Origin of the sequence: Burkholderia cenocepacia, from assembly GCF_014211915.1 — a bacterium.
Taxonomy (GTDB): domain Bacteria; phylum Pseudomonadota; class Gammaproteobacteria; order Burkholderiales; family Burkholderiaceae; genus Burkholderia; species Burkholderia orbicola.
The window spans coordinates 576,352-598,897 of sequence record NZ_CP060040.1; the positions used below are offsets into that span (position 1 = coordinate 576,352).

Annotated in this window: 19 protein-coding genes and 1 pseudogene; 11 read left to right on the forward strand and 9 right to left on the reverse strand. The window is 69.4% G+C overall.

Translation table 11 applies throughout. The annotated features are described in order from the left end of the window. Positions 1-154: 154 nt before the first annotated feature. Entirely contained in the window at positions 155-1,075 is a 921-nt protein-coding gene (locus SY91_RS19100; RefSeq protein ID WP_185921304.1) for a dihydrodipicolinate synthase family protein, read from the reverse strand. A 251-nt stretch (positions 1,076-1,326) separates the two neighbouring features. Between SY91_RS19100 and SY91_RS19105 the strand changes: the two genes are divergently transcribed. From SY91_RS19105 to SY91_RS19120, 4 genes are all read left to right on the forward strand, one after another. Next, on the forward strand, positions 1,327-2,259 hold the full coding sequence (locus SY91_RS19105) for a 4-hydroxyproline epimerase (protein WP_185921403.1): 933 nt from the start codon (positions 1,327-1,329) through the stop codon (positions 2,257-2,259). Then, positions 2,256-3,383: an NAD(P)/FAD-dependent oxidoreductase gene (locus SY91_RS19110; protein WP_185921305.1), complete on the forward strand. Its 1,128-nt coding sequence runs from the start codon at positions 2,256-2,258 to the stop codon at positions 3,381-3,383. Before SY91_RS19105 ends, SY91_RS19110 begins: the two co-directional genes overlap by 4 nt. A gap of 281 nt (positions 3,384-3,664) precedes the next feature. Then, on the forward strand, positions 3,665-3,898 hold the full coding sequence (locus tag SY91_RS19115) for a 2Fe-2S iron-sulfur cluster-binding protein (protein ID WP_023476664.1): 234 nt from the start codon (positions 3,665-3,667) through the stop codon (positions 3,896-3,898). Then, on the forward strand, positions 3,895-5,163 hold the full coding sequence (locus SY91_RS19120) for an FAD/NAD(P)-binding oxidoreductase (protein ID WP_023476665.1): 1,269 nt from the start codon (positions 3,895-3,897) through the stop codon (positions 5,161-5,163). Before SY91_RS19115 ends, SY91_RS19120 begins: the two co-directional genes overlap by 4 nt. Positions 5,164-5,200: 37 nt before the next feature. Here the strand turns inward: SY91_RS19120 and SY91_RS19125 are convergent, their stop codons facing one another. Then, complete coding sequence (locus SY91_RS19125; protein WP_006495053.1) at positions 5,201-6,145, reverse strand: LysR substrate-binding domain-containing protein; 945 nt, start codon at positions 6,143-6,145, stop codon at positions 5,201-5,203. 164 nt (positions 6,146-6,309) lie between these two features. Here SY91_RS19125 and gtdA point away from each other — a divergent pair, with 164 nt between their 5' ends. The 6 genes and pseudogenes from gtdA to SY91_RS19155 form a co-directional block, all read left to right on the forward strand. Further along, positions 6,310-7,353, forward strand: coding sequence for a gentisate 1,2-dioxygenase (gtdA, locus tag SY91_RS19130; RefSeq protein WP_023476666.1), 1,044 nt, complete (start codon positions 6,310-6,312; stop codon positions 7,351-7,353). 87 nt (positions 7,354-7,440) lie between these two features. After that, positions 7,441-8,139 (forward strand): fumarylacetoacetate hydrolase family protein, encoded by a 699-nt coding sequence (locus SY91_RS19135; RefSeq protein WP_023476667.1) that lies wholly within the window; start codon positions 7,441-7,443, stop codon positions 8,137-8,139. Positions 8,140-8,173: 34 nt separating this feature from the next. Then, on the forward strand, positions 8,174-8,815 hold the full coding sequence (gene maiA, locus SY91_RS19140) for a maleylacetoacetate isomerase (RefSeq protein ID WP_023476668.1): 642 nt from the start codon (positions 8,174-8,176) through the stop codon (positions 8,813-8,815). 32 nt (positions 8,816-8,847) lie between these two features. Continuing rightward, positions 8,848-10,056, forward strand: coding sequence for a 3-hydroxybenzoate 6-monooxygenase (locus SY91_RS19145; RefSeq protein WP_023476669.1), 1,209 nt, complete (start codon positions 8,848-8,850; stop codon positions 10,054-10,056). Between the two features lie 80 nt (positions 10,057-10,136). Then, positions 10,137-11,498: an MFS transporter gene (locus SY91_RS19150; RefSeq protein ID WP_043887776.1), complete on the forward strand. Its 1,362-nt coding sequence runs from the start codon at positions 10,137-10,139 to the stop codon at positions 11,496-11,498. Positions 11,499-11,553: 55 nt separating this feature from the next. Beyond that, positions 11,554-11,783, forward strand: a pseudogene (locus SY91_RS19155) (PLP-dependent aminotransferase family protein); the annotation flags it as partial. A gap of 84 nt (positions 11,784-11,867) precedes the next feature. On the opposite strand, the gene SY91_RS19160 reads toward SY91_RS19155, so the two are convergent. From SY91_RS19160 to SY91_RS19170, 3 genes are all read right to left on the reverse strand, one after another. Continuing rightward, complete coding sequence (locus SY91_RS19160; RefSeq protein ID WP_012338320.1) at positions 11,868-12,146, reverse strand: hypothetical protein; 279 nt, start codon at positions 12,144-12,146, stop codon at positions 11,868-11,870. Positions 12,147-12,242: 96 nt separating this feature from the next. Continuing rightward, positions 12,243-13,550, reverse strand: a complete 1,308-nt coding sequence (locus SY91_RS19165) for a cytochrome-c peroxidase (RefSeq protein WP_185921404.1) — start codon at positions 13,548-13,550, stop codon at positions 12,243-12,245. Positions 13,551-13,617: 67 nt separating this feature from the next. Continuing rightward, positions 13,618-15,081 (reverse strand): metallophosphoesterase family protein, encoded by a 1,464-nt coding sequence (locus tag SY91_RS19170; protein WP_023476673.1) that lies wholly within the window; start codon positions 15,079-15,081, stop codon positions 13,618-13,620. Between the two features lie 155 nt (positions 15,082-15,236). Here SY91_RS19170 and SY91_RS19175 point away from each other — a divergent pair, with 155 nt between their 5' ends. Beyond that, positions 15,237-16,085 carry a class I SAM-dependent methyltransferase gene (locus SY91_RS19175; protein ID WP_023476674.1) on the forward strand — a complete coding sequence of 283 codons (849 nt, stop codon included), beginning with the start codon at positions 15,237-15,239 and terminating at the stop codon, positions 16,083-16,085. 102 nt (positions 16,086-16,187) lie between these two features. Here SY91_RS19175 and SY91_RS19180 read toward each other — a convergent pair whose 3' ends face one another. From SY91_RS19180 to SY91_RS19195, 4 genes are all read right to left on the reverse strand, one after another. Beyond that, positions 16,188-16,499 (reverse strand): hypothetical protein, encoded by a 312-nt coding sequence (locus SY91_RS19180; RefSeq protein WP_006479242.1) that lies wholly within the window; start codon positions 16,497-16,499, stop codon positions 16,188-16,190. After that, a complete protein-coding gene (locus tag SY91_RS19185) occupies positions 16,496-18,517 on the reverse strand; it encodes a BCCT family transporter (protein ID WP_043887777.1) in 2,022 nt (673 codons plus the stop codon). The genes SY91_RS19180 and SY91_RS19185 overlap by 4 nt, the downstream gene beginning before the upstream one ends. A gap of 298 nt (positions 18,518-18,815) precedes the next feature. After that, complete coding sequence (locus tag SY91_RS19190; RefSeq protein WP_023476677.1) at positions 18,816-20,003, reverse strand: porin; 1,188 nt, start codon at positions 20,001-20,003, stop codon at positions 18,816-18,818. 113 nt (positions 20,004-20,116) lie between these two features. Next, the gene (locus SY91_RS19195) at positions 20,117-22,537 is read right to left on the reverse strand and encodes a glycoside hydrolase family 31 protein (RefSeq protein ID WP_023476678.1); all 2,421 of its coding nucleotides are present in this window, start codon (positions 22,535-22,537) and stop codon (positions 20,117-20,119) included. Positions 22,538-22,546 lie beyond the last annotated feature (9 nt).

The following is a 22,546-nucleotide window of genomic DNA, read 5'->3' on the forward strand; positions in this document are numbered from 1 at the left end:
GGCCGGCGACGCCCGGTTCGAGCGACCGGGGCGGGCTGCGGGGCATTCACGCGCGGCACGCTCTGGCGCCGCGGCGAACGGGCCAGCAGGCCATGCCGGACCGGAGACGGCGGCGCGCAGGCGCAATGCCCGCGCGCCGCCGCAGGGGCGTCGATCAGAGACCGACGTCGGGCAGCGCCGGGCGCGTGTCGAGCGCCTTCGCGACGATGGCCTCCACTTCGGCGAGCGTGTCGCCTTGCAGCGCGAGGCGCGGCGGACGCGTGATCGCGCTGCCGCGGCCGACCAGTTCCTCGCACAGCTTGATGCACTGCACGAGGTCGGGGCGTGCGTCGAGGTGCAGCAGCGGCATGAACCAGCGATACAGCGCGAGTGCTTCGTCGAAGCGCTTTTGCTTCGCGAGGCGGAACAACGTCTCGCCTTCCTTCGGGAACGCGTTCGACATGCCCGACACCCAGCCTTCGGCGCCGACCGCGATGCTCTCGACCACGACGTCGTCGAGGCCCGCGAACAGCACGAAGCGATCGCCGACCGCATTGCGCAGGTCGATGAAGCGGCGCGTATCGCCCGACGAATCCTTGAAGCAGACGATGTTCTCGCAATCCTGCAGCGCGATCAGCACGTCGGGCGTCACGTCGTTCTTGTAGATCGGCGGGTTGTTGTAGACCATCACCGGCAGGTCGGTGCTCGTTGCTACCGCGCGGAAGTGCGCGGCGGTTTCGTGCGGCTTCGCCGAGTAGACGAGCGCGGGCATCACCATCACGCCGTCGACGCCGACGCGCTGCGCTTCGCGCACCGTGTTGCGCGCGAATTCGGTCGTGAATTCGGCGATGCCGGCGATCACCGGAATCTTGCCGCCGGCCGCGTCGCGCGCGGCCTCGATCACCTGGAGCTTCTCGCTCGTCGACAGCGACGTGTTTTCGCCGACCGTGCCGCAGACCACGAGGCCCGACACGCCGTCGTTCACCAGGTTCTTGACCACGCGGTGCGTGGCGTCGATGTCGAGGGAAAAGTCCGGCTTGAACTGGGTGCTGACGGCCGGGAAAACCCCGGTCCATTGAATGGCTTTGCGGCTCACTGAAATCTCCTACGTTCGTATCGGTCGGCCGACGGGTGTGTCGGTGTGGCAACCAGTATCGCCGCGCAAACGCCCATCACGCTTGAGTCGTATCGCGGAGCAAAATGACGAAATCGGCACAGCGGTCGGCAGGGGCGGGAGGGGCGCGTCGCACTATGCCGATTTCGTCGTCGTCCTCATCGAAAAGCCACAAGCGGACGGACGCGCGACGGAGGAAGCTATGCTCCTTTCCCCACTTCGGACGGCTCATGATGAAGCGCATCCAGATCATCGATTCGCACACGGGCGGCGAACCCACTCGGCTCGTCGTGTCCGGCTTTCCATCGCTCGGCCGCGGCACGATGGCCGAGCGCCGCGACGTGCTCGCGCGCGAGCACGATCGTTACCGCACCGCGTGCATCCTCGAGCCGCGCGGCAGCGACGTGATGGTCGGCGCGCTGCTGTGCGACCCGGTGGCGCCCGACGCGGCGGCCGGCGTGATCTTCTTCAACAATAGCGGCTATCTCGGGATGTGCGGGCACGGCACGATCGGCGTCGTGCGCACGCTGCATCACATGGGGCGCATCGCGCCCGGCGTGCACCGGATCGAGACGCCGGTCGGCACCGTCGAGGCGACGTTGCACGACGACCTGTCGGTCAGCGTGCGCAACGTGCCCGCATATCGTCACGCGCAGGGCGTCGCGCTCGACGTGCCGGGATACGGCCCCGTGAAGGGCGACATCGCATGGGGCGGCAACTGGTTCTTCCTGATCAGCGACCACGGGCAGCGCGTCGCCGGCGACAACGTCGCGGCGCTCACCGCGTATGCGTCGGCCGTGCGCGAAGGGCTCGAACGCGCGGGCATCACCGGCGCGAACGGCGGCGAAATCGATCACATCGAGTTGTTCGCCGACGATCCCGAGCACGACAGCCGCAGCTTCGTGCTGTGCCCGGGCCTCGCGTACGACCGTTCGCCGTGCGGTACCGGCACCAGCGCGAAGCTCGCGTGCCTCGCGGCCGACGGCAAGCTCGCGCCGGGCGCCGTGTGGCGGCAGGCGAGCGTGATCGGCAGCGTGTTCCATGCGAGCTACGAGCGGGTCGACGGCGGCATCGTGCCGACGATTCGCGGCAGTGCGCATCTGAGCGCGGAAGCGACGCTGCTGATCGACGAACACGATCCGTTCGGCTGGGGCATCGGGTCGTGAGCGAAACGAAGACCGACGTCGTCGTGATCGGCGCCGGCATCGTCGGCGCGGCCTGCGCGCACGAACTCGCGCAGCGCGGGCTGCGCGTGCTCGTCGTCGACGACGCGAGCGGCGGCGCGACCGGCGCGGGCATGGGCCACCTCGTCGCGATGGACGACAACGCGGCCGAGCTCGCGCTGAGCCATTACTCGATCGACCTGTGGCGCGCGTTGAGCGGCGAGATGCCGGAAGGCTGCGCATACCGCAACTGCGGCACGCTGTGGCTCGCGGCCGATGCGCACGAAATGGATCTGGCGCGCGCGAAGCAGGCGACGCTCGCCGCGCACGGCGTGGCCGGCGAGTTGATCGACGCGGCGGCGCTCGCGCAACTGGAGCCGATGCTGCGCGCCGGGCTTGGCGGCGCGCTGAAGATTCCCGGCGACGCGATTCTCTATGCGCCCGTCACCGCGAACTGGCTGCTGCAGCGCGCGCCGCGCATCACGTTGCGCCGCGAGCGGGCCGTCGCGGTCGATGGCCCGAGCGTGACGCTCGCGAGCGGCGACGTGCTGCGCGCGCAGCGTGTGCTGGTGGCGAACGGCGTCGCGGCGCGCACGCTGCTGCCCGAACTGCCGCTGCGCCCGAAAAAGGGCCATCTGCTGATTACCGACCGCTATCCGGGCCACGTATCGCATCAACTCGTCGAGCTCGGCTATGCGGCGAGCGCGCACGCGAGCGACGGCACGTCGGTCGCGTTCAACGTGCAGCCACGGCCGACCGGCCAGTTGCTGATCGGCTCGTCGCGCCAGTTCGACACCGAGGACGCGCGGGTCGAGCCGCCCGTGCTCGCGCGCATGCTGCGTCGCGCGGTCGGCTACCTGCCGGATCTGGCCGACCTGAACGGCATCCGCGCGTGGACGGGTTTCCGATCCGCGAGCCCCGACGGCCTGCCGCTGCTCGGCGAGCACCCGGCGCGGCCGGGCGTGTGGCTCGCGGTCGGCCACGAAGGACTCGGCGTGACGACCGCGCCGGGCAGTGCGCGGCTCGTCGCCGCGCTGATGGCCGGCGAGCGGCCGCCCATCGATATCGAACCGTATTTGCCGGGACGCTTCCTCGCCGCGTCCTCCTTGGCCGGAGCGCTGACATGAAACGACCCCCACGCTTACTTCGTTCACTGTCGACCGGAGTTCGCGCTTCAGCGCTTACTCCGGTCCCATGCAAGGCACCGCCCGAGGGGGCCGTCAGCCGCCCACGGCCGGCTTTGCAAAGCCGGCCGGCTACGCAGGCGCAGAGCGATGCTCTGCGAATTCCCTGCTACGCCCTTGGGGCGGCCCGGCGGAGGCTGAGATGAAACGACCCCCACGCTCACTTTGTTCGCTGCCCCCCGCGGGGCGGTCAGCCTCCTTGGGGCGGCCCGGCGGAGGCTGACATGATCATTCATCTGGACGGCCGCGCGCTGACGGTGGCCGACGGTGCGACCGTCGCGGCCGCCGTTGCGGCGAGCGGCGACGACACGACGCGCGTGTCGTGCACGGGTGCGGCGCGTGCGCCGCTTTGCGGGATGGGCATCTGCCAGGAATGCCGGATGACGATCGACGGCCGGCGCCGGCTGGCGTGCCAGACGCTGTGCCGCGACGGCATGCAGGTGGAGCGCACGCGATGAAACAGGAACGACTGAGCGTCGACGTCGCGATCGTCGGCGCGGGCCCGGCGGGACTGTCGGCCGCGCGGGCCGCCGCGCGCAGCGGCGCGACCGTTGCGATCGTCGACGACAACCCGCGCGCGGGCGGACAGATCTGGCGGCAGCCGGCAGCGGCCGCACCGACGCCGGCCGCCGCCGAACGCCTCGCCGTGCTGCGGCAGCCGAACGTCATGCACCTCGCGGCGACGCGCATCGTCGCCGAAACGCAGCCGGGCACGCTGCTGCTCGAAGACGACGAACGCGGGCTTTTGCTCGATTTCCGGACGCTGATTCTCTGCTGCGGCGCGCGCGAGCTGCTGCTGCCGTTTCCGGGCTGGATGCTGCCTGGCGTGACCGGCGCGGGCGGCTTGCAGGCGCTGATCAAGTACGGGCTCGACGTGCGCGGGCAGCGCACGGTGATCGCGGGCAGCGGGCCGCTGCTGCTGGCGAGCGCGGCGACGGCCCGGCAGGCCGGCGCACGCGTGTCGCACGTGCTCGAACAGGCCGCATGGGGCGACGTCGCCGGCTTCGGCGCGGGGCTGTGGCGCTGGCCGTCGAAGCTCGCGCAGGCCGCGAAGCTCGTCACGGCTGTTTATCGGCCGGCTGCGTACGTCGTCGAGGCATTCGGCGACCAGCGGCTCGAACGCGTGCGGATTCGCCAGGGCGATCGCGAATTCGACGTCGACTGCGACCGGCTCGCGTGCGGCTTCGGCCTCGTGCCGAATACCGTGCTGCCGCGTCATCTCGGCTGCCGGATCGAGCACGGCGCGGTGGCGGTCGACGCACACCAGCGCACGAGCCGCGACGGGTATTTCGCGGCGGGCGAGTGCACGGGCGTCGGCGGCAGCGAGCTGGCGATGGTCGAAGGCGAAATCGCCGGCTATGCGGCGACCGGGCAGACCGACCGACTGGCCGCGCTGGTCGCACGCCGTGCGCGCTGGCAGGCGTTCGCGGATGCCGTACGCGAGCGCTTCGCGATCCGCGAGCCGATCCGCCGGCTTGCGCGGCCCGACACGCTGCTGTGTCGTTGCGAAGACGTGCGGTTCGATGCGGTCGCACGGGAACCGGGCTGGACGGCTGCCAAGCTGCAGTCGCGTTGCGGGATGGGCGCATGCCAGGGCCGCGTGTGCGGCGCGGCCGCGCAGGCGCTGTTCGGCTGGACACCGCCGGCGCCGCGCACGCCGCTGGTGCCCGCGCGGGTCGGCACGCTGATGCTCGACGGTACGGGGTTCTGCGACGGCGCGTGACGTATGCAGCGGCCCGGTTCGCGCCGGGCCGCGCCGTTCACTCCACCTTCACTTTCTCCCATCCGCCGACCTGCGGCGCCGCACAGGCGCGCAGACACTCGATCGTTGCGGCCACGGCCGCGCGGTTCGCGCTGTCGGGGTGCCAGTACATCGACACCGCGCCCTGGCCCTCGAGCTCCATCGGCAGGATGCGGATCGCGTTCAGTTGCGCGAAGCGCCGCGCGGCGCGGTGCGACGCGACACCGAGCAGATCGGTGTTGTTCAGCAGCGTGAGGTTCAGGATCGACGAATTCGATTCGACGCAGTGCGGCGGCTGCACGCGGCCGGCGGCGTGCAGCGCGGCTTCCAGCGCATTGTGGACGGGCGTGCCCGCCGGCCACACGATCCACGGATAGGCGAGCACGTCGTCCCAGCCGAGCGACGTCGCGCCGGCCAGCGCGTGGTCGGGCCGCGCGACGAACACGACGGGATCGACGTATAGCGCTTCGGCATGCAGCAACGGATCGACGGACGTCGAGCCCGAGCGCCCGACGACGATATCGAGTTCGCTGCGCGCGAGCTGCGGCATCAGCTGGTTCATCGTGCTTTCGGTGAGCCGCACCTGCGCGCGCGGCATTCGTTTCAGCAACTGCGACACCGCGAACGGCACCGTGTCGGCCGCCGCGACGCCCGACGTGCCGATCGTCACGAGGCCGCTGCCGCCTTCGCGCAACGCGGCCATGTCGTCGCGCGCGATGTCGAGCTGCGCTTCGACGCGTCGCGCATGCTCGATCAGCGCTTCGCCGTAGGGCGTCGGCCGCAGCCCGCGCGCATGCCGCTCGAACAGCGGCAACCCGACATCTTCTTCCAGCTCCTTCAGCCATTTCGACAGCGCCGGCTGCGTGGTCGCGAGCGCGACCGCCGACTGGCTCAGATTGCCGGTGCCGGCGAGGCTCAACAGTACTTGCAGGTGCCGCAGCCGCAGCCGGTGGGTCCAGTCCATTGCATGCCTCGTCGCGAGAAGGTATATCCAGAAATATATAGATCAGATGATTTAACCATTTTACCGGGTATGTCTGCGTCGAATATAAATCTGCTGATGGACTGCAGCACGGTCCCCGACCCGACATAGCGCCGACGCCGATCGGCCGCCTCGAAGGAGACATCATGACGACCCATCCGGACGCGACGCGCGCCGCTTACTACGCACGGATCGCCGAGCAGCGCCTGGCGCCGCTGTGGGAATCGCTGCACAACCTCGTGCCGACCTCGCCGCAGCCGGCGGCGCAAGCCGCGATCTGGAGGTACGCGCAGATACGCGACCTCGTGATGCAGGCCGGCAGCGTGATCAGCGCGGAGGAAGCAGTGCGCCGCGTGCTGGTGCTGGAGAACCCCGGGCTGCCGGGCAAGTCGAGCATGACGCCGAACCTGTATGCAGGATTGCAACTGATCCTGCCGGGCGAAATCGCGCCGAGCCACCGTCATACGCAGTCGGCGCTGCGCTTCATCGTCGAGGGGCGCGGCGCATGGACGGCCGTGAACGGCGAGCGCACGACGATGCATCCGGGCGACTTCATCATCACGCCGTCGTGGGCGTGGCACGACCACGGCAATCCGTCGGCGGAAGACGGCGGCGAGCCGGTCGTGTGGCTCGACGGGCTCGACATCCCGCTGCTCGCGAACCTCGACGCCGGTTTCGCGGAGAACTATCCGGAAGCCGTGCAGCCGGTGAATCGTCCGGAAGGCGACAGCTTCGCGCGCTTCGGTCACAACATGGTGCCGGTGCGGCATCGCGTGAGCGATCCGACGTCGCCGGTGTTCAGCTATCCGTATGCGCGCAGCCGCGAGGCGCTCGACGCGCTGTACCGGAACGGCGAACTCGATGCGTGGGACGGCGTGAAGCTGCGCTACATGAACCCCGCGACGGGCGGCTGGCCGATGCCGACCATCGCCACCTTCATGCAGTTCCTGCCCGCGGGCTTCGACGGCCGCACGTATCGCAGCACCGACGCGACGATCTATTGCGTCGTCGAAGGCAGCGGCACCGCATCGATCGGCGACCAGGCATTCGCGTTCGCGCCGCACGACATCTTCGTCGCGCCGTCGTGGGCGCCGGTGCGGCTGTCGGCGTCGCGCGACAGCGTGCTGTTCAGTTATTCCGACCGGCCGGTGCTGTCCGCGCTGAACCTGCTGCGCGAAGCGCGCGACTGACGCCGGCTGCTTTCGATACTCCGTTTCCCGTGCGCCGCCGAGGTCGCGGCGCGCGCCCCTTCATTCACGCCCACGCTGGAGCCATTCATGACTTTCGTATTCCCGCCCGAGGCGCCGGTGGCGCTGCCCGTCGACGGCAGCGACGCCCGATTCGCGGTACGCCGCGTCTATTGCGTCGGCCGCAACTACGCGGCCCATGCGCGCGAAATGGGCTTCGATCCCGATCGCGAGCCGCCGTTCTTCTTCTGCAAGCCGGCCGATTCGATCGTGCCGGTGGCGTACGGCGACACGCTCGAGCTCGCCTATCCGTCGCAGACCCAGAACTATCACTACGAAGCCGAACTCGTCGCGGTGATCGGCAAGGGCGGCTCGGACATTCCGCTCGAGCGCGCGCTCGACCACGTGTGGGGTTACGCGGTCGGCCTCGACATGACGCGCCGCGACCTGCAGATGAAGATGCGCGAGATGGGGCGGCCGTGGGAAATCGGCAAGGCGTTCGATCGTTCGGCGCCGATCGGGCCCGTGCACCCGGCGAGCGACGTCGGTCATGTCGAGCAGGGCGGCCTGTGGCTGACCGTCAACGGTACAACCAGGCAGAAGAGCGACGTGTCGCACCTGATCTGGTCGGTCGCGGAGACGGTGGCCGACCTGTCGAAGTTCTTCCGCCTCGAACCGGGCGACGTGATCTTTACGGGCACGCCCGAAGGGGTTGGCGCGGTGGTGAAGGGCGATGTAATGAAGGTCGGCGTCGAGCGTCTCGGCGAACTGACCGTGCGCGTGGTCTGACGCGCGTTCGTCGATTTCCTCGAAAGGTCACATCGTGCAACTGCATAGCTTCTTCAACAGTTCGACCTCCTACCGGGTGCGCATCGCGCTCGCACTGAAAGGGCTGCCGTACGACACGCTGCCCGTGAACATCCGCACCGGCGAGCATCGCGACGCCGATTATGTCGCGCGGGTGAACCCGTCGGCCGCGGTGCCGGCGCTGACCGACGGCGATTTCCGTCTCGGCCAGTCGCTCGCGATCCTCGATTACCTCGACCAGATCCAGCCGACGCCTCGGCTGATCCCGCTCGAACCGCGACGCCGGGCGCGCGTGCTGGAACTGGCGACGCTGATCGCCTGCGACATCCATCCAGTCAACAACCTGCGCGTGCTGCGCTATCTCGACAGCGAACTGAAGGTCACGCCGCAGCAGAAGACCGCGTGGTACCGGCACTGGGTCGCGGAAGGGATGGCCGGCGTCGAGCGGCTGCTGGCGCGCGCGGACGACGGCCCGTGGTGCTTCGGCGATACGCCGACGCTCGCCGACGTGTGCCTGGTGCCGCAGGTCGCGAACGCGTTGCGGATGGGTTGCGACCTGAGCGCGTATCCACGCTGCCTCGCGGTGGTCGAGCACACGCGGCACGAGCCGGCGTTCGAGGCCGCGCAACCGCAGCGGCAACCGGATTACGTCGCGTAGCACGAATCACGTCATAGAAGCAGGAGACAGACATGGACGAGACAATCAACAAAGGCCGGCGCGTACTCGTGATCGGCGGCGGTATCGGCGGGCTCGCGGCGGCGCTGGCGCTCGCGCGTCGGGGCATTCGCGTGAAGCTGCTCGAACAGGCCGAACGGATCGGCGAGATCGGTGCGGGCATCCAGCTCGCCGCGAACGCGTTCAATGCGCTCGATGCGCTGGGTGTTGGCGAGGCGGCACGCAGTCGAGCCGTATTGACCGACTGGCTGCAATTGATGGACGCGATCGATGCACGCGAGGTCGCCCGCATCGCTACCGGCGCCGCGTATCGCGAGCGCTTCGGCAATCCGTATGCGGTGATCCATCGCGCGGACATTCACCTGTCGATCTTTGAGACGGTCAAAGATCATCCGTTGATCGAATTCCGGACGAGCACGCAAGTGTGCGGCTTCGAGCAGGACGGCCGCGGCGTGACCGTGATCGACCAGCGCGGCGAACGCTATCGTGCCGATGCGGTGATCGGCTGCGACGGCGTGAAATCCGCGATCCGTCAGGCGCTGATCGGCGACGCGCATCGCGTGACGGGCCACGTCGTGTATCGCGCGGTGGTGGACGTCGACGACATGCCGAAGGATCTGCGGATCAATGCGCCGGTCGTGTGGGCCGGCCCGCATTGCCATCTGGTTCACTATCCGCTGCGCGGCGGGCGGCAGTACAACCTCGTCGTCACGTTCCACAGCCGCGAGCAGGAGACCTGGGGCGTGCGCGAGGGCAGCAAGGAAGAGGTGCTGTCGTACTTCGACGGGGTCCATCCGCTGCCGAAGCAGATGCTCGATAGGCCGACGTCATGGAAGCGCTGGGCGACCGCCGACCGCGATCCGGTCGAGTGCTGGAGCGCGGGCCGCGCGACGGTGCTCGGCGACGCCGCGCATCCGATGACGCAATACATCGCGCAGGGCGCGTGCCAGGCGCTCGAGGACGCGGTGACGCTCGGCGCGGCCGTTGCGCAGACCGACGGCGATTTCGAGGCCGCGTTCGCGCTGTACGAAAGCGTGCGGATTCCGCGCACCGCACGCGTGCTGTATTCGGCGCGCGAGATGGGGCGGATCTATCACGCGAAGGGCGTCGAGCGGCAGGTACGAAACGGGCTGTGGGTCGGGCGCACCGATGCGCAGTTCTACGACGCGCTCGGCTGGCTGCACGGCTGGCGTGCGGAGGATTGCCTGAAGACGGTCGCATGACGCATCCGTTCAGCCCGATTCCGGCGGCGCGCATTTCAACGACAGAAGACGCGCGCCGCCTTCCTGGAGGAGACACCATCATGGCCGATACGCTGTCCATCGACGTCAGCGAATGGATCGACCGGCATCGCATCGCGCCGTTTCAGGCCGCGATCGTCGTCCTGTGCTTTCTGATCGTCGCGATCGACGGATTCGATACCGCGTCGATCGGGTTCATCGCGCCGGTCATCCGCGCGGAATGGGGCCTGTCGCCCGCGCAGCTCGCGCCGGTATTCGGCGCGGGGTTGGCCGGGCTGATGGCCGGCGCGCTCGTGTTCGGGCCATTCGGCGACCGGTTCGGCCGTAAGCGGCTGTTGCTTGCGTGTGTGGCGTGCTTCGGCATTGCGAGCGCCGCGTCGGCGAGCGCGGGCGGCCTGACCGAGCTGATCGTATGGCGCTTCGCGACCGGGCTCGGGCTCGGCGGCGCGATGCCGAATGCGATCACGCTGACGTCCGAATACTGTCCGTCGCGCCGTCGCTCGCTGCTCGTGACGACGATGTTCTGCGGTTTCACGATCGGCTCCGCGCTCGGCGGGCTCGCGGCTGCGTCGCTGATCGAGCACCACGGCTGGCGCGCGGTGCTGGTCGTCGGCGGCGTGGCGCCGCTGCTGCTCCTGCCGCTGCTCGCGTGGCGACTGCCGGAATCGGTGCGCTATCTCGTCAACCAGGGCGCGCCGTCCGCGCGGATCGCGACGCTGCTCGGTCGTATCGCGCCGGGTCCGCACCTCGCGCATGCGTCGTTCATCGCGCCCGCCGGCAAGCCGGCCGGGTCGCCGCTCGGGCGGCTGTTCGCCGCCGACCTGCTGCGCGGCACGCTGCTGCTGTGGCTCACGTTCTTCATGAGCCTGCTCGTCATTTACCTGCTGTCGAGCTGGTTGCCGACGTTGCTGCGCACGACCGGCGCGACGTTGCAGACGGCTGCACGCGTGACCGCGATGTTCCAGGTCGGTGGCACGCTTGGCGCAATCGTCCTGGGCTGGCTGATGGACCGCTTCGATCCGCATCGCGTGCTGGCCTGCAGCTATGCGGCGGCCGGCGCCTGCGTCGCGGCGATCGGCGTGTTCGCCGCGTCGCCGTGGGGGGCGGCACTTGCGGTATTCGCCGCCGGCTTCTGCGTATCGGGCTCGCAGGTCGGGGCGAACGCGCTGTCGGCCGCGTTCTATCCGACCGAGTGCCGGACGACCGGCGTGAGCTGGGCGAACGGGATCGGTCGTGGCGGCTCGGTGGTCGGCTCGATGGCGGGCGGCGCGATGCTGGCGATGGGCGTGCCGCTGTCGACCGCATTCGCCGTCGTTGCCGCGCCATGCGTGATCGCGGCGGTCGCGGTGCTGGCGCTCGGTGTGGTTCGCGCCGGTGCGGCATGCGTGGCGGCCGCCGACGGGATGGCGGGCAGGCAGGCCTGATCTAAGGCGGGGCGGTTCGATTGCCGATTCGGTAAGCGGCAGGATGCTGCCGTAGCTCGCGTTGCCGGCAGACGTGTGCTTCGATGCGCTGTTCTGACGCCGCGCTGGCGCATGGAGTTCAAGATCGCGCCCGGTTCGATTTCCTCGAATTCGGACCGTTTCGCCGGCTATATCCGGCTCGCCTGCACACGCGTATCCGATGTGTCCGACGCATCCGGTGCGGTGCACGAGGCAGCGTTCGACACACTCGCCCGCCTCGTACGGGAAGCCATGGCGGCCGTGTAAGCGCGACGGCGGCGGCCGGTCGGACTTCCGAATACGCGAGTGCTCCGGCCGGACGCGGTACCGAAGCGGCAAGCCGCCGCCATTTCATCGGCTGACCGAGTGCGTGGCGAGGTGCTGGCGAATCAGCGACAGATAACGGTCGCCGACCGAGAAATCGCGTGCCGCGCGCGGCCGGGCGGCGGCCGGCCGCAGCGTGGCCGGCGCGCTCATGCCCAGATACCGGCACACGGCGGACGGGAAGGGCTTGCGCGTATGCCCGAGCTGACGCGCCGCGCGCTCGACGCGGGCATCGCCGACTTGGGCTCGAAGCCACGCCAGCACTTGGCGATCGGTTTCGTTGACGATACGGACCAGATGTTCCATCGCGCACCTCACTGTTCATAAATACAGTACTGTAAATATAACCAGTGTTTGTGCTGACCGCAAGCGGGCGTGCGTCGGCTGGCCGTTCGGCCAGGGTCAGCGCACCGGCGCGGCGGCTCGCGTGATCCGGGCGGCGGCCGGGGCGGCGCGGCCGGTATAGCGCGCGTCGGTCAGCGTGCCGAGGAACGCGACGATGTCGTCGATTTCCGCGTCGGTGAGCGCGGGCGGCGTGCCGGGCCGACGGTTCATCGGCGTCGAGTTGACGTTGATGTTGCCCCGATAGGCGGCCGGCACGTCGTCGAACGTCTTGGCGCCGTGGTACCAGAAGCCGGGATCGGTCGAGCGCGTGTTGTAGAACGCGACCGCGTCGCGCAGCGTCGTGAATACCCCGTTGTGCATGAACGTCTGCTTGACCGCGACGTTGCGCAGCCCCGGCGTGCGCAGGTAGCCGCACCATTGCGTCGGTTCGGGCCAGCGCAGCCGGCGCGCGGTGTCGCACAGCCCGTTGTCGAAATGGCGCGGATCGCGGTTCGCCGGCAGCGCGCGATTGCGCGGCACCGCGATCGCGTCGTAGCCGAAATCGGTGAACAGCGAGCGCTCCGGGCGGCTCGACGTGTCCGACAGCGTATGGCAGGTCATGCAATTGCCCTTGTCGGGATTCCGGAACAGCGCGAGGCCGCGCATCTCGGCCGGCGCGAGCGGCTTGCGCGTGCGCAGGAACGCATCGAAGCGCGACGTGAACGGCGCCATCTCGTCGCTCTGCAGATAGGCTTCGACGGCCGAACCCAGCGCGCGCACCAGTTGCTCGGGGTCGCGGCGCACCGGCGCGCCGAAGCGCGCGGCGAGATCGGGCGCGAGTTCGGTCGCGTTGACCTTGCGCAGCAGCGCGGCCGGCGACCGGTTGTTCATCTCGTTCGGATCGAACAGCGGCCCGCGGATCTGCTCGGCGAGCGTATCCGCGCGGCCGTCGCTGAACAGGCCGCCGAACGGCGACGGCGCGGGCGCATCGTCGTCCTGGTAGAAGTGGCGGCGCGGCACGTAGCGCACATACAGCAGCGACGGCGCATTGCGCTGGCTGAAGCGCCCGGGCCGGCTGCCTTCCGGCACGCCGGGCCCCGCGAGCGATGCGGCCGACAGCGTCGGCGCGAACGCGCGGCCCGGATCGTGGCAGCCCGCGCACGACATGCCGCGCGGCTCGGACAGCCGCGGGTCGAAGAAGATGCGGCGGCCGAGCGCGACGAGCGTCGGGTCCGGCGCGAAGCGCGCGGTGGCCGCGTCGATCTTGCCCGTCACCTGCGGCGTGCCGTTGCCGATCGTGTCGACGACGCGCGACGGCGGCGCGCCGGGAAGCAGGACCGTTTCGGCCGGCGCGGCGTGGGCCGCCAGCGTCAGACCGGCGAGCAGGGGTGCGACAAGCGTGCGCAACGTCTGCCGGCCGCGCCCCCGCGGCCTTCATATCGAACTGCCTCACTCACGGCGCGATGAACCCCGTCTTGTCGCAGGCGAGCGTCCTGCCCGACTGGTTGCACGACGCCAGTCGCTTGCCGGCCGCCGAATACGCATGGAACACCCAGCCCGTCGCCGGTGCGGCGTTGCGCTCCATGATCAGGAAGCCGAAGCTGTTGTTGTGCGACAGCCGCTCGATCACGGCGCCCGGCGCGGGCGTCAGGCCGGCCGGGAACGGGTCGGGCAGCGCGACGTCGAGGTTGTCGCCGCCGTTGCCGGACACGATCGTCGCCGGGTGCCCGGACGAGAAGTTGATCGCCTGGAAATCGTGCACGTGGCCATGCAGCGCGACGTGCACGCCCGGCGGGTAGTACGCCTGCGCGTTGAGGCTCGACATCACCGACTGCAGCGCGAGGTTGCCCGGCGCCGGCGTGCTGCCGGCGATCGGCGCGAACGCGAGGATCGGATGATGGTTCGTGAAGATCGTCGTCGTCATGCCGGCTTTCGACGCGAGCGATGCGACCGTCTGGAACTGCTTCTGGTAGATGCCGAACTGCGCGTCGGTCGTCTTCAGCGGCGTGCGGCCGACCTTCGCGGTGTCGAACACGATCACCTGCGAGCCGCCGCCGAGCGACACCGCATAGGGTTCCGAATAGTTCGCGTTGTTGTCGTTGGCCGGATCGTCGCACGAGCGGGCGGCCGAATACGGGCGCGGGTCGAGGAAGCGGAACCAGCCCTGGCCCGCCCGCGCGCATTCCTCGTGGTTGCCGCGCACGACGACCCACGGCGCCTTCGCGAGCAACGGCGCGGCCGGGCGGAACAGGTCGGCTTGCCACGTATCCCAGCCGTAGCCCCACGGGCTGTCCTTGCAGCCGGCGATGTCCGGCGGGCACGCATTCTCGCGATAGTGGTAGTCGCCGACGTGCAGTACGAGATCGGGCGACAGCTTCGCGACGCTGGCCGCGATCGTGTCGAGCGGCCAGACCGCGGCATCGTTGCACGCCTGCCAAGCGTTGTCGGCCTTCTTCATCCGGCAGCCCGTGTCGGCGATGATCGCGATGCGCTGCGGTTGCGCTTTCGGCAGCGGCAGCGTGCGGCCCGCGACGCTGGCTGTTTGCACGCCGGCCGGCAGCGTGGCTTCGCAGACGGACACCGGGAAGCTCGACGGCTTCGAATCGGCCGGATCGCTGGCGGTCGGCCGCTGGGCGACGGTCGCGGCGCCCGCGCGCAGCGTCATGCGCGACAGCTTGCCGTCGACGGTCAGTTGCGGGCACAGCGGATCGGTGGCCGACGCGGGCGTGTAGTTCGTGATCACGCGCGCGATCGCCTGGTTCGCGTCGCCGATCTCGACCCACGCGGCCTGAACGTTGGCCGAGGCGCTGGCCGGATCGTCGGGCGTATCGATGTGATTCGAGCACGCGGACAGCGCGGCGAGGGCAGCAAGGGGAGCGCAGCGCACGAGCAGCGCGCGCGTGAGGAGTCGTCGCATGGGAGGGGGAGGCGCCGTAGGAAAGTCGTCAACGATACGCAGCGCGAATGTAAGAAATGTGAAAAGCGGGGCGCGTGCTGGCTGCCCCTTGACTTCAAGCCGGCTTGAAGCAGCACAGTACGATTCGTCATCAATGAATCGGAAGGGGATCGACGATGGAAGCCAACCGGCCCAACGAAGCGCAATCCGCGCTCTGGAACGGTCCGTCAGGGCGCGCGTGGGTCGATGCGCAGGCGCCGCTGGACCGGATGTTCGAGCCGTTCGAAACGCTGCTGGCGGAGGCCGCGGCAGCATCGTTTGCCACGCGCGTGCTCGATGTCGGCTGCGGCACCGGCGCGGTCACGCTCGCGACCGCGCGGCGGCTCGGTGCGAGCGCGCAGTGCACGGGCATCGACATTTCGGCGCGGATGATCGATGCCGCCCGGGCGCGTGCCGAACGCGGCGGCGTGCCTGCCCGGTTCGTGTGCGCGGACGTGCAGACACATGCGTTCGAGCCGGCGAGCGTCGACCTGCTCGTGTCGCGTCTCGGCGTGATGTTCTTCGACGATCCGGTACGGGCGTTCGCGAACCTTCGGCGTGCGGCACGGCCGGGCGCGCCGATGCGGTTCGTCGCGTGGCGCGGCGCGGCCGACAATCCCTTCATGACGACGGCCGAGCGGGCGGCCGCGCCGCTGCTGCCGAACCTGCCCGTGCGGCAGCCCGGCGCACCGGGCCAGTTCGCGTTCGGCGACCGGCAGCGGATCGCGTCGGTGCTGTCGGACAGCGGCTGGGCGGACGTTGCGATCGAGCCGGTCGACCGGATGTGCATGCTGCCGGAATCCGCGCTGGACGACTACATTGGCCGGCTGGGCCCGGTCGGCGTTGCATTGCTGGAGGTGGACGAAGCGACGCGGCGGCGCGTGATCGACACGATGCGCGCCGCGTTCGAGCGGTACGTGCACGGCGCCGAAGTGCGCTTCGAGGCGGCGTGCTGGCTCGTGACGGCGCGCGCGCCGTCCGCATGACGCGTAACGTGAAAGCAGCGGATCAAGGCCGGGGCGGTGACCCGTTCGCCCCGCACGTGGCCGTGCCCGCGTGACGAAGCGGGGCCATGCGACCTGCGTGCGTCAGCGCTTCCGCGCGCGCAGCATCAACCAGGCGCAGCCGCCGGCCGCCAGCACGAGGCCGAGCAGGACGGCCTCGGCGCCGAGCGCGAAACCGGGCGGCATGTCGCCGCCGTTCGGCACCGGCGCCAGGTTGCCGGCCATCGCGACGGCGCCGCCGGCGAGCAGCGCCGCGCAGACGATCCAGTAGATCTTGCCGGGCAGTGCCGCGGCGCGGATGCGCCACAGCGCGATGCCGGCGCCGCCGAGGTACAGCACGGCGAGCGTGCCGAGCGCGATGATGTCGGCCGCGCGGCTTTGCAGCAACCCGCTCATTCGGCCTCCGTCGCGTGCCCCGGTGCCCGGCTCAGCAGATGCGTGCGGGTGTCTGCCGCGAGCGACACGTAGCGTTCATATTGGCGCAGCACGTCGGCGATCACTTCGTCGCCGCGCAGGTATTCGATGTCGTAGCCGAGCCGGCCGTCCTCGAAGAACGTGACGATGCCATGGACATGCGCACGCGTCTCGTCCGGCTCGGCCGCCTCGCGCACCAGGAACGCGGCCGCGGATTTCGCGGTGACGCGCACGCCGTACACGAAATCGCGGTGTTCGGCGGTCGGCACGGTGAGCCGCACCGCATCGTCGCTGTCGCGCTGCACGTGCGCATCGACGCCGCTCGCGCGCAACTCGTCGGCGACCTTGCGCAGCGCGGGTTCGACCGTTTCCGCGACGAACTGGCGCGCCTCGGCCTCGGTCGTCTGCCGCAGGATGTGCGTCAGGCGATGGCGCCAGTGCTGGCCGGTCCAGAAGCTCGTTGCAGGCGCGACGTCCTGCGAATAGTGCGCGCGATCGGCCGCGAGCCCGCGCCACAGCCCGTAGCACAGCGCGAGCATGATGATGGCGACCGGCAGCGCGGCGATCAGCGTCATCGCCTGCAGCGCGCCCAGCCCGCCCGCGACGAGCAGCACCGCGGCCGTCACGCCGAGCAGCGCGGCCCAGAACAGCCGCTGCCAGACCGGCGAATGCGCATTGCCACGCGTCGCGATCTGGTCGATCACGAACGCGCCCGAATCGGCGGACGTGACGAAGAACACCGCGATCAGCACGATCGCGACGATCGACAGCAGTTGCGGCAACGGCAGGAAATCGAAGAAGCGGAACAGCAGCGCATCGACGTTGGTCGCCGTCTGCGCGAGCGCGCCGGCCGCGCCGTGCGTATCGAGCCAGATCGCGCTGTTGCCGAACACGGTCATCCACACGAGGTTGAACGCGGTCGGCACGAGCAGCACGCCGATCACGAACTGGCGGATCGTGCGGCCGCGCGAGATGCGCGCGATGAACATGCCGACGAACGGCGACCACGACACCCACCACGCCCAGTAGAGAATCGTCCAGCCGCCGAACCAGCCTTCCTCGCGCGGCGGCGCGTACGCATAGGTGCGGAACGACAGGTCGACGAGGCTCGACAGGTACTGGCCGATGTTGTCGCCGAGCGCGCGCAGCAGAAAGGCCGTCGGGCCCGCGACCACCACGAAGGCGAGCAGCAGGAATGCGAGCAGCAGGTTCAGCTCGGACAGCCGGCGCACGCCCTTGTCGAGGCCGGTCGCGGCCGATACGCCCGCGAGGATCACGACCACCGCGACGAGCCCGATGCGGAACAGGTTGCTGCCCGTGTCCCATCCGGCGACCGTATGCAGGCCCGCGCTCAGCTGCATCACGCCGTAGCCGAGCGTCGTCGCGATCCCGGCGACCGTGCCGACCAGCGCGAACGCATCGACGGTGTGGCCGATCCAGCCGTTGATGCGCTCGCGCAGCACCGGATACAGCCCGGAGCGCAGCGTCAGCGGCAGGTTGTAGCGGAAGCCGAAGTACGCGAGCACGAGCCCCATCAGCCCGTAGATCGCCCACGCATGGAAGCCCCAGTGGAAGAAGGTCATCAGCATCGCCTCGCGCGCGGCGGCGGGCGTGCCGGGGTCGACGGTGGGCGGCTTCAGGAAATGCTGCATCGGCTCGCCGACGCCGAAGTACATCAGGCCGATGCCCATGCCGGCCGCGAACAGCATCGCCGTCCACGACACGAAGCTGAATTCCGGTTCGGCATCGTCGGGGCCGAGCCGGATATTGCCGAAGTCGCTGGCGGCGATCAGCACGAGAAACACGAGGAAGCCGGTGACGGCGAGCACGTAGAACCAGTCGAACCGGGCGATGACCCATTGCTGGCCGGCGGAGAACAGTGCGCCGGCTTCGCTCGGGTGCAGTGCGCACACGACGAGTAGCGCGCCGATCACGGCGAGCGCGGGCAGGACGACCTGCGGCTTGAATGTCGTGCGGGGCGAGGGACGGGAATCCGGCATGGCGGGCATCCAGTTGTGGGCGCAACGAGGCGCGACGCCGCCCGGCGCGCACGTTGCGCGTCGGACCCTGATACGGCGTGCGTCGAGTGTACCGCGGTGTCAGGACTGCAAGAAGGGGTATGCAGAAGGGTAAACCTGACGAATTGTAAGGTATCAGGGCGATCGAGAAAACCCGCGCGGTGTGCGCGGCGGGCCGGCGGGGCGGGGAAAACGCAGCGACGGACGCCCGGACGGCGCACGCGCGGCATGCGCATCGTCCGGGCAACGGGCGGCGCGCGGAAGGCGTCGCCAGGCGGGTTCAGAACGTGACGGCGATCCCGGCCATGCCGACGAACTGGCCATGCGTCGTCGACGGCGTGAGCTGCTGCGAATCGCCGACGATCGGCGCCGCGTCGACGATGTGCCCGGCGCCTTGCGCGCCGAGCGTCTGCCCGCTCGAATGCGTGTACGCCTGCAGCGCGTAGAGCGTCGTGCGTTTCGACAGGCTGTACGATTCCTTCAGCGAATATTGTTGATAGCGGGCCGCGCTCGCGACACCGTTCGCCTTCGATGCGAGCGTGTACGCGAATGCGCCGGCCACCGAGAACGTCGGCGTGAAGCGGTATGCGGCAAGCGCGCCGTAGGTGTTGAACACGGCCGTGTCGGTGAACGCCGAGCCGTTGCCGGGCAGGTACTTCACGTTCGAATAGTTGAGCCCCATCGTCAGGTCGCCGAGCGTGTAGTTGCCGGCCGCCGCCACCTGTTCGACCGCTTTCGCGCTCAGGTAGCCCTGGTTCAGCACGGACACCGCGAAGCTGCCCGACGATGCGGTGGCCGGATTCAGGAAGCCCGCGGACGAGCCCGAGCTGTTGATCCGCAGGTAGCCGGCCGCGATCCCGATCGGCCCGTTCGCGTAGCGCAGCGCGGCGCTGAACGTGTTGCCCTTGCCGGTCGCGCCCGCAATGCCGCCGAATGCGTACATCGCGCTCGCGGTCAGCCCCGCGAAGGTCGGCGACGTATAGGTAACCGAATTGTTCACGCGGATCGTGGTGTCGAGGCCGTCGATGTCGCCCGGATGCGCGCCCGTGGCGCCGGTCAGCCAACTGCTCGACGCGTACGGGCCGACGAACAGGAAGTAGGGCGTGTACTGGCGACCGGCCGTGACCGTACCGTAGCTGGCGTTGCGCAGGCCGACGAAGGCCTGGCGATTGAATAGCGTGCCGGCGGCGGCGTGCGCGCCCGTATTCAGGTTGAAACCGGCCTGCAGGTCGAAGATCGCGTGCGTGCCGCCGCCGAGATCCTCGTCGCCGCGCAGCCCGAACTTCGACGCATACAGGTTGCCATCGCGCATGTAGATGTTCGAGTGCCCCTGCTGGTTGTTCACGTACGCGAGCGAATCGTCGACCACGCCGTACAGCGTGACGCTGCTCTGCGCATGGGCGGCGGTCGTGCCGAGCGACGCGGCCGATAAAATCAGGATTGCAGAACGGTTGATGGATGCTTTCATGCTCGATCTCCAGGTCTCTTCATCTTTTCAAGGGGGCGGGAGGCTGAATGCCTCCTCTGTGGCAGGCGGCGGGCCGCGCGAACGGCCCGCCTGATCGGGTTGGCTTCAGTGGTTCATTGATCGAACGCGACGACGAGGCGGCGCCACGCGCCGTCCCGCGCGTCCTGCTCGACACGCGCGCCGCGCACGGCAACCGGGCCTTGCAGCGACGCGGGCAGGAGGATCTCGACGCGATCGGACGGACGCGCCGGGCGGCCGTCCCAGCGGACCGACACGCCGATCACGCCAGATGCCTCGCGGCCGGTCTCGATGTGCCACAGGCCGTATTCGCCGTCGCGCCACGCTTCCGTCTCGCCGTCGTCCTCCACGCATTCGCCGTACGCGACGCCATCCTCGATTCGCGGTGCGACGAGGAAGCCACGCGTGTCGACGCGCGCCCCGAAATGCTGTTCCGCGACGTTCAGCGGCAGCACGCGGCCTTCGCGCAGCAGCATTACCGGCGTGTCGAGCGGCGCGGGGAGCGTCACGCTCGCGCCGCCGTCGAACGATCGCGCGCTCGCGCAGCACGTCCAGCGTGCGCCCGACGGCAGATACACCGTGCGTTCGGTCTGGCCGGGCTCGACGACCGGCGCGACCAGCAGCGCGTCGCCGAGCATCATGTCGTCGCACGCGTCGTAGCAGCGCGCATCGCCGGGGAAATCGGCGAGGGTCGGCCGCAGCACGGGCTCGTAGCGCGTCGTGGACAGCCACAGCAGGTGATAGAGGTACGGCAGCAGCCGGTAGCGCTGTTTGATCAGCGATGCGATCTGCGCGGTGATCTCGGGGTACATCCACGGTTCGTTGACGGTGCCGTCGTCGTTCCATGAGTGGATGCTGAAGCGCGGCATGAAGATGCCGAACTGCACCCAGCGCAGCAGCAATTCGGGCGACGGCGCGGGGCCGGAGAAGCCGCCGATGTCGTGGCCGATGTTCGACACGCCCGACAGCGCGAGCCCGAGGCCCATCTTCAGGTTGTAGCGCAGCGTTTCCCACGACGTGTAGTTGTCGCCCGACCACGTCTGCACGTAGCGCTGCATGCCCGCGCCGCCCGAGCGCGACACGAGGAACGGCCGCCGCGCCGGCGCATGTGCGCGCTGCGCATCGCGCGACGCGCGCATCATCAGCATCGTCTGCAGCACCTTCGTCTCGCGCGCCGGGAACGGCTGGCCGAAGCCGTGCGCGATCGCGTCGGGCGACCAGATCTCGTATTCGTTGTTGTCGTTCCAGGTCGATTCGATCCCGTATTCCAGCAGCGCCGACGTGACCTGCTCGCGCCACCAGCGGTACGCGTCCGGCTGCGTGAAATCGATGTACGCGCCGACTTCGTCCCAGAACTGCACCCATGCGGGCTCGCCCGATGCGGAGCGGATCAGCAGCCCGCGCCGCGCGGCGTCGTCGAACGCGGGATGGTCGCGCAGCAGGCACGGCTTGATGTTGGCGCACAGGCGGATGCCGTTGTCGCGGTAATGCTGCACGAAGCCTTTCGCATCGGGAAACTTGTCGCGGTTCCAGTTGAACACGTAGCGCTTCGCGCCGATCGACGTATAGCCCGACGACAAGTGGAACGAATCGCACAGGATGTCGTGCGTGTCGCACTGCTCGACGAACTGGTTCATCTGCTGCTGCGCGTCCGGCGCGTCGGTGTAGCTCATCGTCGAGCCCGAATAGCCGAGGCCCCATTTCGGCGTGCGCGCGGGGCGCCCGGTGAGCCACGTGAAGCGCCGCGCGGCCGCGAGCGGCGTAGCGGGCGACGCGATGAAGTAGTAGTCGAGATCGCCGTGCTCGGCGACGAAATAGCGATAGAGCCCGTGGTAGTTGTCGAGCTCGCGGCCCATGTCGAACGCGCAATCGGACAGCGTGTCGTAGAACAGCCCGAAGCCCTGGCCCGCATCGGGCGACCACGTGATGTAGAACGGGATGTGCTTGTACAGCGGGTCGGTGTGCTTCGCGCTGTAGCCCATCGCGTCGATGTTGCGCATCTCGAAGCGGGCACCCGTGCGATCGAGTTCGCCCGCGCGTTCGCCGAGGCCGAACACCTGGTCGCCGCGCTCGCGGGCGACGTAGTGATACGCGCGATCGTCCCACCAGCCGAAGTTGTACGCCTGCGTCGCGCGGTCGGCGAGCGCGACGCGCCATGCGCCGTCCGCGCCGCGCAGCGACCACGTGCAGTGGCCGCCTTGCCGGCGCACCGCGAGCCGGATCTGCGCGGTTTCGATGCGCACGGCGTCGTCGTCCTCGGCGAAGTCGTAGTGGGGTAGCGCGAAGCCGCCCAGGTCGAGGCGGTCACGCCCGTCGAGCGGCACGTCGTCGAGGCCCGGCGCGATCGTCCACGTGCGCGGCGTGCGCGCGGTCGCGTCGGGCAGCACGCGTACCCGCACGATGTCGTCCTCGAGCACGAAGATTTCGACGGTGGCGCCCGTATCGGACGCGAGCAGTACGCGGTTCGCGTGGTGGCTGGCGACGCGGAACACGGGCGGATGAAGGAGCGAAGTCATGAATGCGGT